Origin of the sequence: Azospirillum aestuarii (assembly GCF_016632405.1) — a bacterium.
In the GTDB taxonomy this organism is placed as follows: Bacteria; Pseudomonadota; Alphaproteobacteria; order Azospirillales; family Azospirillaceae; genus Azospirillum; species Azospirillum aestuarii.
This window is the reverse complement of the sequence record NZ_JAEPIV010000059.1, coordinates 261-12,331: the sequence shown is the minus strand read 5'-3', so window position 1 is coordinate 12,331 and position 12,071 is coordinate 261. Positions and strand designations below refer to the sequence as shown.

The 12,071-nt window shown below is 71.0% G+C and carries 10 protein-coding genes and 2 tRNA genes; 9 read left to right on the top strand and 3 right to left on the bottom strand.

The features are described from left to right. Window positions 1-75, bottom strand: a 75-nt coding sequence (locus JJL56_RS33820; protein ID WP_200487805.1) for a glyceraldehyde 3-phosphate dehydrogenase NAD-binding domain-containing protein, incomplete at its 3' end; no start/stop codon positions are given. 281 nt (window positions 76-356) lie between these two features. Between JJL56_RS33820 and JJL56_RS31920 the strand changes: the two genes are divergently transcribed. The 3 genes from JJL56_RS31920 to JJL56_RS31910 all read left to right on the top strand — a co-directional run bounded on the left by JJL56_RS31920 (window position 357) and on the right by JJL56_RS31910 (window position 3,030). After that, window positions 357-2,702, top strand: coding sequence for a mechanosensitive ion channel domain-containing protein (locus JJL56_RS31920; protein WP_200487803.1), 2,346 nt, complete (start codon window positions 357-359; stop codon window positions 2,700-2,702). A gap of 135 nt (window positions 2,703-2,837) precedes the next feature. Continuing rightward, a tRNA-Leu gene (locus tag JJL56_RS31915) sits at window positions 2,838-2,924 on the top strand. Window positions 2,925-2,954: 30 nt separating this feature from the next. Beyond that, a tRNA-Ala gene (locus JJL56_RS31910) sits at window positions 2,955-3,030 on the top strand. A 106-nt stretch (window positions 3,031-3,136) separates the two neighbouring features. On the opposite strand, the gene JJL56_RS31905 is transcribed toward JJL56_RS31910, so the two are convergent. Continuing rightward, entirely contained in the window at window positions 3,137-3,601 is a 465-nt protein-coding gene (locus tag JJL56_RS31905; protein ID WP_145629717.1) for a DUF4126 family protein, read from the bottom strand. 13 nt (window positions 3,602-3,614) lie between these two features. After that, window positions 3,615-5,018 (bottom strand): aldehyde dehydrogenase family protein, encoded by a 1,404-nt coding sequence (locus JJL56_RS31900; protein WP_247891364.1) that lies wholly within the window; start codon window positions 5,016-5,018, stop codon window positions 3,615-3,617. 78 nt (window positions 5,019-5,096) lie between these two features. On the opposite strand from JJL56_RS31900, the gene crtI reads away from it, so the two are divergent. The 6 genes from crtI to JJL56_RS31870 all read left to right on the top strand — a co-directional run bounded on the left by crtI (window position 5,097) and on the right by JJL56_RS31870 (window position 11,715). Beyond that, window positions 5,097-6,704 (top strand): phytoene desaturase family protein, encoded by a 1,608-nt coding sequence (gene crtI, locus JJL56_RS31895; RefSeq protein WP_425599161.1) that lies wholly within the window; start codon window positions 5,097-5,099, stop codon window positions 6,702-6,704. Further along, complete coding sequence (locus JJL56_RS31890) at window positions 6,701-8,242, top strand: phytoene desaturase family protein (protein WP_145629713.1); 1,542 nt, start codon at window positions 6,701-6,703, stop codon at window positions 8,240-8,242. Before crtI ends, JJL56_RS31890 begins: the two co-directional genes overlap by 4 nt. Window positions 8,243-8,252: 10 nt before the next feature. Continuing rightward, window positions 8,253-9,086, top strand: a complete 834-nt coding sequence (locus JJL56_RS31885; protein WP_247890738.1) for a lysophospholipid acyltransferase family protein — start codon at window positions 8,253-8,255, stop codon at window positions 9,084-9,086. Further along, window positions 9,083-10,234: a glycosyltransferase gene (locus JJL56_RS31880; protein WP_200487800.1), complete on the top strand. Its 1,152-nt coding sequence runs from the start codon at window positions 9,083-9,085 to the stop codon at window positions 10,232-10,234. The genes JJL56_RS31885 and JJL56_RS31880 overlap by 4 nt, the downstream gene beginning before the upstream one ends. Beyond that, window positions 10,231-10,698 (top strand): DUF2141 domain-containing protein, encoded by a 468-nt coding sequence (locus JJL56_RS31875; RefSeq protein WP_145629711.1) that lies wholly within the window; start codon window positions 10,231-10,233, stop codon window positions 10,696-10,698. Before JJL56_RS31880 ends, JJL56_RS31875 begins: the two co-directional genes overlap by 4 nt. 177 nt (window positions 10,699-10,875) lie before the next feature. Then, a complete protein-coding gene (locus JJL56_RS31870; protein WP_200487799.1) occupies window positions 10,876-11,715 on the top strand; it encodes an isocitrate lyase/PEP mutase family protein in 840 nt (279 codons plus the stop codon). Window positions 11,716-12,071: the final 356 nt, after the last annotated feature.

Genomic DNA, 12,071 nt, shown 5'->3' with positions numbered 1-12,071 from the left:
GCCGCTCTCGTAGATGGCCCGCAGAACCAGACGGCCGATACGGCCAAAACCGTTGATCGCTACCTTCACGGACATGCTGTTCTCCGCTGGTGTTCGCGGCCCCTGATATGGTCGGGGGTGGCGCCGGCCAGGGCCGGTTGGAAAGAGGGGGCCGGTCGGGCGGCCCGCCGTGAGAGGGCGCGGGCGCTTCCGGTGTTCGTCAGGATGTATACTAATATATCAGATTGACGCGCAAGAGCGGATGGCGGGTCGGGCGATCCGCCGGACAAAATGTCGCGGTTGCTGCGTTGCAAGACAAACCGCACCGGGCGCTGTTGGCCTGGACTGGACCTGTCAACCGGTACCTCCAGAGGACGATGACTTTCGACGACCGTGCCCCACGGCTTTCCGCCGCCCGCGTCCGCGCCTTGCGCGGCCTTCTCGCCCTGTTTCTCCTGCTGACCGCCGCGCTGGGAGGCATCGCGACCCCGGCGTCGGCGCAAATCCCGACGCCCGCCCCGCCGGCCCAGGCCGAGGCGGCGCCCAACCCGGAGGAGATCGCCCGCCTGCGCCAGACGTTGGAGGACCCGGAGCGCCGCGCCGCCCTGCTCGGCCAGCTCCGTGCCCTGGAACAGGCGGAGGAGGCCGCTGCACCGGCGGAGCCGGAGGGGATCGGCACCCGCCTGCTCACCCTGCTGTCGAACCGGCTCGACGGGCTGGGGCAGGAGGCCGCGCTGGCCGGCGATGCCCTGCTGAACGCGCCGCAGGGGCTGCACTGGCTGGAGCGGCAGGTGTCCGACCCGGCGCAGCGCGCCGCCTGGGGCTGGCTGGTCGCCGAGCTGGTGCTGGTGCTGGTGGTCGGGCAGGGTGCCCGGCTGATCGCCATCCGCACGCTGCGGCGTCCGCGCGCCATGCTGGCGGCCCGGCCCATCCCTTCGCCCCTCGCCAAGGTGCCGCTGCTGCTGGTGCGGTCGCTGTTCGATCTGGCGCCCATCGTCGCCTTCGCCGCGGCGGGCTTCGGCGTGCTGGCGCTGTTCGACCCGCCGCCGGTGGTGCGGGTCCTTGGCGTCACCTTCCTCAACGCCAGCATCTTCGTGCAGATCGTGCTTCTGGTCGTCCGGGCGTTGCTGGCCCCGGCCTCGCCCAACCTGCGGCTGATCCCGATGAGCGACGGATCGGCCCTGCGCCTGCTGCGCTGGTTCCGGACCATTGCCATCACCACGCTCTACGGCATGTTCCTGGCTGAGGCTGCGCGGCGGCTGGGACTTCCGGCGCAGAGCTACGGCGCGCTGGTGACCCTGGTCGGGCTGGTCGTCGCCGTCATGTCGGCGGTGCTGGTGCTGCAAAGCCGGGAAGCGGTGGCCGCAAGGCTGCGCGGCGGGATCGCGGCGGCGCAGCCGCTGTCCGAGGCGGTGTCGCCGCTTCCGCCGGGACGGCGTGCCGCCGGGGCGGGCCGGATGCTGCGCGCCGCCGGCCGCCGCGTTGCCGATGTCTGGCACGCCATCGCCATTCTCTACATCATTGTCCTGTTCGGCATCTGGGCGCTGGAGATCAGCGGCGGGCTGCTGTTCGTGGTGCAGGCGACGGCGGTGACGCTGGTGGTCGCCGGGATCGCGCGTCTGATCGGGCGGGGGATCACCCGCGCCGCCGCGGCGATTCTGGAGCGCATGGACCGCCGGCGGGGTGCGTCGGCCTGGGCGGCGGGGCGGCTGCGCCGCTACATCGCTCCCATCGCGCGGCTGCTGCACGGGGCGGTGGCCGTTCTCGGCGGGCTGGTGGTGCTGAACGCCTGGGGGCTGGATGTCTGGGGCTGGCTGCAGACGGCCGTCGGCCTGCGCATCGTGGCGTCGGGCCTGTCGCTCCTGCTCGTCGGCGCCATCGCGCTCGGCGTGTGGGAGGTGACGAACGGGCTGATCGAGCGCCATCTGGCGACAACGGACCGCAATGGCCGGGCCATCCAGCGCAGCGCGCGGGTGCGCACCCTGCTGCCGCTGCTGCGCAGCGCCCTGCTGGTGGTTCTGCTGACCCTGGTCACTCTGATCACCCTGTCGGAGCTGGGTCTGAACATCGGGCCGCTGCTGGCCGGTGCCGGCGTGGTCGGTCTGGCCGTCGGCTTCGGCGCGCAGACGCTGGTCAAGGACGTCATCACCGGCCTGTTCATCCTGTTCGAGGACACCATCTCGGTCGGCGACGTCGTCAATGTCGGCGGCAAGGGCGGTCTGGTGGAGGGGATGAACATCCGCACGATCCGCCTGCGCGACTTCGACGGGACGGTGCACACCATTCCCTTCAGCGCGGTCACCAGCGTGTCGAACATGACGAAGGACTTCAGCTACTACGTGTTCGACGTGGCTATCCCCTATCACGAGAACGCCGACCGCGTGGTCTCCGTGCTGCACGGCATCGGCGACGAGCTGCGCAAGGACCCGCGCTTCGCGCCGCTGATCCTGGAGCCGCTGGAGGTGCTGGGCGTCGATTCCTTCCAGGAGTCCGCGGCAGTCATCAAGGCGCGGATCAAGACGCTGCCCATTCAGCAATGGAACGTCGGGCGGGAGTTCAACGGCCGCATGAAGGCGCGCTTCATCGAGCTGGGAATCGACTTCCCGTTGCCGCAGCGCACCCTGCACATCGCCCGCGGCGCGGCGGAGGTGCTGGCCGGGATGGGGGCCGAGGCGGGCGCCGCCAACGCCGGCCGGATGCGCCACGCCGGGGCTGCGGAATAGGGGGGCTGCGCTCATCCCCACGGTCTTGCAAAAAAGTGACGGGGCCATGTCGATTTCGCTTGAGCCCCGCCATCGCCACGGCTATATCAGCGCTCCCGCGTCACCCCAAGAGACGCTGGGTAAAGAGCAGATGATGCGCTTGTGGCGGAATTGGTAGACGCGCTAGGTTCAGGTCCTAGTGGCTGAAAGGCCGTGGGGGTTCGAGTCCCTCCAAGCGCACCAACACTTCTTGTGTTGGTCTGATATTATAGTGGGGCCATAGCTCAGCTGGGAGAGCGCTACAATGGCATTGTAGAGGTCAGGAGTTCGATCCTCCTTGGCTCCACCATCATGAAGCCAGCAACCTTGACGGGTTGCTGGCTTTTCCTTTTCCGTAACCCCTTCCGCCATCGGGTTCGATGGTGGCGCAATGCCAACGGGACCGAGTGGCCCGCTTATGCCGCCGCGACGACCAGCAGAGCGATGGTCAGCGCCACGGCGTCCTCGATCAGCGCCGCCGGCCGGTCGCGGCCGAAGGCGGCGGCCATGCGCTGGCGCGCCGCGTAACCGAGCAGCGTTCCGGCGACCGCGCCCACCCCGCCGGCGATCAGACCGGGGACCCATGCGCCCACGTTCGCGCCAATGGCCGCACCCGCGATGGCACCGCCCACAATGCGGCTGGCGAAGGGGAAGGGGCGTTTGCGGCTGGGGGTGTTCGGCAGTTTGTCGGTGACGAGTTCCGCCGCCGCCATGGCGGTGAAGACCCAGGGCGAGATGGGGTGACCGAGGAAGAACAGCCAGCTTCCCGACAGGTCGAGCCAGCCGCCATAGGCGGCCCAGGAGACCGCCGCCGGCGCCAGCAGGGTGCGTGAACCGGCGACGGCGCCGATCAGGACGGCGAGAATCAGGGCAGTCGTCACGATGGTCTCCGCGTCAGTCGGTCCGGCGGTCGCGCAAGGCCTGGATCAGGGTCCGGAACGCTCCGGCGCGGGTGCCGGGACCGCCATGGAGCAGGCGGAGCGCCGCCAGCATCAGCGCCGCGTCGCCGTCGCGCGGCGGGTCGGTGTGGGGAAGCCGCCGGCCGCGCCGCACCGCGACGGTCTTGACCCGCGTCATCTCCAGCAGCCCTTCGGCGCCGCGCGTGACGCCCCAACCGCTGGCGCGCCGCCCCCCGAAGGGCAGGCGGGGGTCGGCGGTCGGCACGATCAGGTCGTTGACCGTCACCGTTCCGGCGTCCAGCCGCCCGGCCAGCGCGCGGGCTTCCTCTTCTGGCCCGAAGACCGAGGCGCCGAGCGCGTAGGGGCTCGCGGCGGCGGCCTCCAGCGCCTCCTCCATGTCGCGGACGGGTACCAGCGACAGGATGGGGGCGAACAGCTCCTCGCGCAGCAGCGCCATGCCCGGCTGCGCGTCGGCCACGATCAGCGGCGCCATCGCCGGGTCGGCGTCCTCGGGCAGTGAACCAACCGGGCGGGCGCCCTCCGCCACCGCCGCGCGAACCAGCCCGACCAGCCGGCGCCGCACCGGCAGGGGCACCGCCGCCGGCGGTATCGCCGCCACGCAGCCGGCCAAGGCACGCTCAAGTTCCGCCGCCAGGGTGTGCGGCACGAAAACCCGGCGCGGCGCGATGCAGGTGGCGGAGCCGTTGAGGCGCAGGCCGAAGGCCAGCGCGCGGGCGACCGCGTCGAGATCGGCGCCCGGCAGGACGAACACCGGGTCGTTGCCCGACAGTTCCATGGTGGAGGGCACCAGCGAATCGGCGAGCTGGCGGGCCACCGCCCGGCCGGTGCCGGCCGATCCGGTCAGAACCAGCTTGTCGATGCCGGCGGCGATGGCGTCGGACACCGCGTCGGGGGACTCGTCCAGCAGCTGGAACAGGCCGTCCGGCAGACCGGCCTCGGCCAGCCAGTCCGCCAGCCGTTCCATCGGCGCGGAGCAGCCGGGCGCCGGCTTGACCAGCACGGCGTTCCCGGCGGTCAGCGCCTGAAGCGCCTGCACCCCCGGCAGCAACAGCGGGTAATTGGAGGGGCCGACGATCAGGATGGTGCCGAACGGCTCCCGCAGCACCTCCGCCGCGACACCGAACAGCCAGACCGGACGGCCGCGCGCGCCCAGGCGCCGCGGCGCCAGCAGCGCGACGGCCTCGCGCTCCAGGAAGCGGCAGGCCTCGGCGAGCGGCAGGATCTCCGCGCTCAGGCTCTCGGCCGCGCTCCGTCCGGGGCGCGTCGCCAGCGCCTGGACAAGAGTCTCTGCATCCGCCGCGATGCGACAGCGGATCTTGCGGATGATGGACAGTCTTCCGGCTGTATTGCCACCGGACCACGCCGATCGCGCAGACAAAAATGGATCGCCGATCACGTTTGTCCAAGGGGTTACACCTGGAGAGGTGGGATTGTGGCTGTGATCCATTCTTGGTCCATGTTCGTAACTGCCTTCACACAAGTCGGCAGCTTGGGAGCGTTTGGCAAGCGGATGGAACGGCAAGTCGTGATCATTGGCGCTGGGCCGGGTGGATTGGCATCCGCGATGCTCCTGGCGCTCACCGGGGCGAAGGTCACCCTGCTGGAGCGGCAGGACCGCGTCGGCGGCCGGTCGGCCGGCTTCGCGCTCGACGGGTACCGCTTCGACAGCGGCCCGACCTTCTTCCTCTACCCCCGCATCCTCGAGGAGATCTTCGAGGCCTGCGGGCGCCGCCTGTCGGACGAGGTCGACCTGATCCGCCTCGACCCGCTCTACCGGCTGGTCTTCGAGGCCGGCGGCGAACTGCGGGTCCACGCCGAGATGAAAGCGCTGATGGCCGAGATCGCGCGGCTCAACCCGCGCGACGCCCATGGGCTGCCGCGGTTCCTGGCCGACAACCGGGCGAAGATGGAGCTGTTCCGCCCGATCCTGGAAACCGACTTCTCCAGCCCCTGGGCGCTGGCGTCGCTGCCGATGCTGAAGGCGCTGGGACGGCTTTCACCGCAGCGTTCGGTCGATCGCGACCTGTCCCGTTACTTCCAGGACCCGCGCGTCCGCCTCGCCTTTTCCTTCCAGAGCAAGTATCTGGGCATGTCGCCCTTCCGCTGCCCCAGCCTGTTCACCATCCTCTCCTTCCTGGAGCACGAGCACGGCGTCTTCCACCCGCGTGGCGGCACCGAGGCGGTGATGGAGGCGATGCGGCGGGTGGCCGAGGATCTCGGCGTCACCGTCCGGCTGAACGAGACGGTGCGCCACATCCGCTTCCAGGGCCGGCGCGCCGTGGGGGTGCGGACGGAGGCCGGCGAGTACCCGGCCGACGCGCTGGTCATCAACGCCGACTTCGCCCGCGCAATGACGACCCTGGTGCCCGACGATCTGCGCCGCCGCTGGAGCGACGCCCGCATCGCCACCAAGAAATTCTCCTGCTCCACCTTCATGCTCTATCTGGGCATCGAGGGCCGGATCGACGGGCTGGACCACCACACCGTCTATCTGGCGGAGGATTACGCCCGCAACCTCGCGGAGATCGAGGATGGCCGCGAGATGCCGCGCCGGCCGTCGATCTACGTGCAGAACGCCTGCGTGAGCGACCCGGATCTCGCCCCGCCCGGCGGCAGCACCCTCTACATCCTGGTGCCGGTCGGCCACCAACGCGGCCACATCGACTGGAAGGCCGAGGCGCCGCGCTACCGCCGTCTCGTGCTCGACCGGCTGGCCGGGTTCGGGCTGAGCGATCTGGAGCGCCGCATCCGGGTGGAGCGGGTGGTGACGCCCGCCGATTGGGACAGCCATTTTGCGGTGCACCGCGGGGCCACCTTCAATCTGGCGCACAGCCTGGACCAGATGCTTCACCTGCGTCCGCACAACCGGTTCGAGGATCTGGACGGCGTCTATCTGGTGGGTGGCGGCACCCACCCCGGCAGCGGCCTGCCGGTGATCTTCGAAGGCGCGCGCATCACGTCGCGGCTGCTGGCCTCGGAGCTGGGCCTGCCGACGCCCTGGCGCAGCGAAACCATGGGACTGTCCGGCCTGCCCAAGCGGGCCGTAGCGGGGGGATTGGCATGACGGATCGGATCGCGGTGATCGGCGGCGGCCTGGGCGGGCTGGCGTCGGCGGTGGTGCTGGCGGCGCGCGGCCACAAGGTGGTGCTTCTGGAGAAGAACGGCTGGGTCGGCGGGAAGGCGGCGGTGCTGGAGGAGGGCGGCTTCCGCTTCGACATGGGGCCGACGATCCTGACGGTGCCGCGCGTCCTGCGCCGCATCCTGGCGGAGGCCGGCTGCGACCTCGACCGCGAGTTGGAATTGGTCCGGCTGGAGCCGCAATGGCGCTGCTTCTTCGACGACGGCACCGTGCTGGACCTGTCGGAGAACATCGGCGCGATGGCCGCGGATCTCGACCGGCTGACCCCAGGCCGGGGCGCCGGGGAGGGCTATCGCCGTTTCCAGGCCTTGTCGGAGCGTCTGCACGGCATTTCCGAACGCTTCTTCTTCTGGAAGTCGGTGGAGGATCTGGGCGACACGCTGAAGGTCCGCGACAGCCTGAACACCAGCACCCTGTCCGACGTGCTGGCGCTGCGCATGGGCAGCACGGTGGCCGGCACCATCCGCAGCCACGTCCCCGACGCCCGCGCCGCCCAGATGCTCGACCATTTCACCCAGTATGTCGGCTCGTCCCCCTACGGCTCCCCGGCGGTGCTCTGCGCCATCGCGCACATGCAGACCAACGACGGCGTCTGGTACCCGATGGGCGGCACCCGCGCCGTTCCGCTGGCGCTGGAGCGGGTGGCCCGCCGCCTCGGCGTCGAAATCCGCACCGGCACCGGCGTGCGCCGGCTGGAGGTGACGGACAGGCGCGTCACCGCCGTCGAAACCGAGGGCGGGGAGCGCATTCCGGTGTCGGCGGTGGTGTCCAACATGGATTCCATCCGCACTTACGAGGAGCTGGTGGGCGGCGCCCCGGCCAAGCGCTTCCGCAAGCGCCGCCGCTACGAGCCGGCCTGTTCGGGCGTGGTCTTCTATCTCGGGCTCGACCGCGGCTACGACCATCTGCTGCATCACGACTTCGTCTTCTCCCGCGACCCGGCGGAGGAGTTCGACTGGATCTACCGCCGCGGCGAGCCGGCGCCCGACCCGACCTGCTACATCGCCGCCCCCGCCCGCACCGAGCCCGGCGTGGCACCGCCGGGGGGCGAGGCGCTCTATGTGCTGGTCCACACCCCCTATCTGCGGCCGCACCACGACTGGTCGCGGATGCTGCCGGACTACCGCCGCACCGTCTTCGACAAGCTGAAGCGCACCGCCGGCATGGCCGACCTGGAGGAGCGCATCCGCGTCGAGCGCGTCCTGACCCCGCAGGACATCCACGACCGCTACCGCGTCCTGAACGGCGCCATCTACGGGCTGGCCAGCCACGGCCGCTTCATGGGCGCCTTCAAGCCGGGCAACCGCTCGCGCGACGTCGAGGGGCTGTATCTGGCCGGCGGTGCCGCCCATCCCGGACCGGGCATGCCGATGGTGCTGATGTCGGGCTGGATCGCCGCCGACAGCCTGGACCAGGACCTCCGGAGCGGAGCGCGCGACGGCGACCTGCGCGCTGTCGCCTGAGGGACGGGGCATGGGGCGGGGCATGGGGGATGACGGGCTGAACGACGATCCGGTGACGCGGCGCTCGCCGGCGCTCTGCCGCTTCTTCGGCGCCGTCATGGCGCGGCGGATGCGGCGCGACTTCCACGCGGTGCGGCTGGCCCGGCCGGGCTGGCCGGCCCTGCCGGCGGACCGGCCGGTGATCGTCTGCCTGAACCATCCGTCCTGGTGGGACCCCGCCTTGCTGATCGTGATGGGGACCACCCGCTACCACGACCGGCCGGGCTATGGCCCCATCGAGGCGGCGATGCTGCGCCGCTACCGCTTCATGGCCCGCATCGGCCTGTTCGGGGTCGAGCCCGGCCGGGCCGGGGCCGCCGCCTTCCTGCGCCACGGCCGGCGCATCCTGGCCGACCCGCGCTCCATGCTGTGGATCACCGCGGAGGGCGCCTTCACCGATCCGCGCCGCCGCCCGGTCCGCCTGCGTCCGGGCATCGCCCATCTGGTCCGCCGCGCGCCGGAGGCTCTGGTGGTGCCGCTCGCCGTGGAATACCCGTTCTGGGACGAGAGCACGCCGGAGGCGCTGGTCCGCTTCGGCGAACCCGTCGCGGCCTCCGCCTTCGCCGGCCAGCCGGTGCCCGGCATCGCCTCGTCACTGGAACGACGGCTGGAGGCGACGATGGACGCGCTGGCGCTCGACGCGCAGAGCCGCGACCCGGCGCGCTTCCTGACGCTGATCGACGGCACGGCGGGCGTGGGCGGTGTCTACGACCTGTGGCGCCGGGCGAGGGCCTGGGTTGGTGGGCAACGCTTCACCCCGACCCATGGCGACACGCCGGACAAGGAAGAGGTCGCCCGCCGATGAATGCCATCACGCTGCTGGCCGCGCTGGCTCTGGCGCTCGCCCTGCTGCCGCTGGGGCTGGGCCTCGTGAACCTGTGCCTCTACCGCCGCCCAAAGGCCGAGCCGCCGCCGGGCGCCGCCGTCAGCATCTTGATCCCTGCCCGCAACGAGGAGGCCACCATCGCCGCCGCGGTGCATGCGGCGCTGTCAAGCTGCGGCGTGACGGTGGAGGTGGTGGTGCTGGACGACCATTCCAGCGACCGCACGGTGGAGATCGTTTGCGCCATTGCCGCCCACGACCCGCGCCTGCGCGTCGAGACGGCGCCGCCGCTGCCGCCCGGCTGGTCGGGCAAGCAGCACGCCTGCCAGGCGCTCGCCGGGCTTGCGCGGCACCCGGTGCTGCTGTTCCAGGACGCCGACGTGCGGCTGGCCCCGGACGCCGCCCGGCTGGTCTGCGGCGCGCTGCTGGCGGGCAGGGCGGGGCTGGTCAGCGGCTTTCCGCGCCAGGAGACCGGCACCCTGGCCGAGGCACTGGTGATTCCGCTGATCCATGTGCTTCTGCTCGGCTACCTGCCGATGGTCGGGATGCGCTGGTCGGGCAGCCCGGGCTTCGCCGCCGCCTGCGGCCAACTGATCGCGGTGCGGCGGGACGCCCATGAGGCGGCCGGTGGCCATGCCGCCATCGCGACCTCGCTGCACGACGGGGTGACGCTGCCCCGCGCCTTCCGCCGGGCGGGGCAGGGGACCGACCTGTTCGACGCGACCGGCCTCGCCCGCTGCCGGATGTATCGCGGCTGGCGGGAGGTGTGGCCCGGCTTCTCGAAGAACGCGACGGAGGGGATGGCGACCCCGGTCGCCCTGCCGGTCTGGACCTTGCTGCTGTTCGGCGGCCATGTCCTGCCCTGGCTGCTGCTGGGCTGGGCGGCGCTGGCCCCGCTGCCGGATGCGGCCCTGGCCCTGGCGGCGCTGGCCGTGGCGGCGGGGCTGTCGTTCCGCTTGCTGCTGGCCATGCGTTTCCGTCAGAGTCTGGTCGGCGCGCTGCTCCACCCCGTGGGCATCCTGATCCTGCTGGCGATCCAATGGTCGGCGCTGCTGCGCGCCCGCCGGGGCCGCCCGGCGGAATGGCGGGGGCGCGCCTATCCGTCCACCTCCAGAACGGGTGCGCCATGACGACCCCTCGGCAACTCCGGAACGCCCGCAACGCCACGGTGGGCGGATCGCTGGCCGCTCTGGCGTTCCTCCTGGCGACGGCCCAGGCCGCCGCCGCCGACCTTGCCATCACCGTCGCCAACGTCGCGAACGCGCAGGGAAAGGTGCTGGTCGCGGTGTGCACGGCGGAGACGTTCCTGGGGCCCAACTGCCCCTACACCGCGGAGGAACCGGCGCGGCCGGGCAGCGTCACCGTGGTGGTGCGCAAGGTTCCGCCCGGCACCTACGCGGTGCAGTCCTTTCATGACGAGAACCGGAATCTCGAACTCGACCGCAACTTCCTCGGTCTGCCGAAGGAGGGGGTCGGCTTCAGCAACGACGCTCCCATGCGTTTCGGCCCGCCGCGCTACGCCGACGCCGCTCTGGTGGTCACCGAGCCGGTGGCGCGCACGACGCTGACGCTGCGCTATCTGGTCGAGCGCTGACGCGGCGGCGCCATCCACGCCGACCATCCGCCGGGCAGCGCACTCCGCCAGTCGGCTCGACACGGAACAGGAAGCAAGGCGAAGCCGTAAGCCGGCTGTTGGTCAACGCCGGGCCATCGGCGTACTCTGTGGTCGTTGGCGGCAGAGGCTGGACTGCCGCTCCGGAGGGAAACTGTGATGGCCGATCACCACCAAGCCCGTGCTGCGTTTGCCGGCCTCCACCGGACCGGCTGTTTCGTTATCCCGAATCCTTGGGATGTCGGAACCGCCATGATGCTGAAACATCTCGGGTTCCGCGCGTTGGCCACCACATCGGCCGGGTTCGCCTTCGCGCGGGGCCGTCCCGACGCGGACTGGGCGGTGCCGCGTGGCGACATGCTGGGCCACATCGCCGACATGGTCGGGGCTACCGATCTGCCGGTGAACGCCGATTTCGAATCCGGCTATGCCCATGACTGCGAGGGACTTGCCCATAACGTACGCCTCTGCGCCGATACCGGCGTGGCGGGCCTGTCGATCGAGGACGCCACCGGCGACGCGGCGGCGCCGCTGTACGAGTTCCACCATGCCGTCGAGCGCGTGGCTGCGGCGGCGGAAGCCTTGCGGGGAACCGGCGTTCTCCTGACAGCCCGCTGCGAGGCCCTGCTGGTGAACCACCCGGCGGCCATCGAGGAGTCGCTGCGCCGTTTGCCGGCCTATGCCGCAGCGGGAGCGGACGTCCTCTACGCGCCGGGGTTGCGAACCCCCGACGTCATCAAGGTGGCAGTCGACGCCGTCCATCCGAAACCACTCAACCTGCTGGTCTCGTCGCCGACCGGTCTGTCGGTGGAGCAGATCGCCGCCTTGGGCGTGCGGCGCATCAGCCTGGGCAGCGGGCTCAACCGCGCCGCCTGGGGCGGCTTCCTGCGGGCGGCGCGGATGCTGGCCGACCACGGGCGCTTTGATGCTCTCGGCGAGGCCGAACCGTTCGACGCGCTCAACGGGTTCTTCCGGGCGCACGACCGGCGAACGCCCTGAACGACGGGAGACGAGCGCTGCTCCCACCGAGGCCGTCGCCTTGGCGACGTGCAGGCGCAAAGGCCTCCGGCAAACCCGGTGCGTTCAGCAATTTGACGGTGTCAGACCGGCAGGTATAAAAAAGCGCTTGCGTGCCTCGGCCGAGCCGCCTATAACCCGGCTCCCACGACGCCGGGGCCGCTGAGAAGCGCGACGGCGGCAGGGAAAAGGCAGAGATGCCGAAGACGAGACGAAGTAACGTCAGGCCAGAGTGAAAACAAAGGCTTGACAGACCAAGTCGAACCTTCTAGATACAGCGCCCCGACGCGCCGCACCGAACTCCGGTGACGCAGCGCGGAACGGGCAGCGGTCCTTGA

What these genes read in the sequence shown, in the direction of transcription:
- JJL56_RS31920 (WP_200487803.1), top strand. Translation starts at nt 357, where the DNA reads ATGACTTTCGACGACCGTGCCCCACGGCTTTCCGCCGCCCGCGTCCGC.
- crtI (WP_425599161.1), top strand. Translation starts at nt 5,097, where the DNA reads ATGTTCGTAACTGCCTTCACACAAGTCGGCAGCTTGGGAGCGTTTGGC.
- JJL56_RS31890 (WP_145629713.1), top strand. Translation starts at nt 6,701, where the DNA reads ATGACGGATCGGATCGCGGTGATCGGCGGCGGCCTGGGCGGGCTGGCG.
- JJL56_RS31885 (WP_247890738.1), top strand. Translation starts at nt 8,253, where the DNA reads ATGGGGCGGGGCATGGGGGATGACGGGCTGAACGACGATCCGGTGACG.
- JJL56_RS31880 (WP_200487800.1), top strand. Translation starts at nt 9,083, where the DNA reads ATGAATGCCATCACGCTGCTGGCCGCGCTGGCTCTGGCGCTCGCCCTG.
- JJL56_RS31875 (WP_145629711.1), top strand. Translation starts at nt 10,231, where the DNA reads ATGACGACCCCTCGGCAACTCCGGAACGCCCGCAACGCCACGGTGGGC.
- JJL56_RS31870 (WP_200487799.1), top strand. Translation starts at nt 10,876, where the DNA reads ATGGCCGATCACCACCAAGCCCGTGCTGCGTTTGCCGGCCTCCACCGG.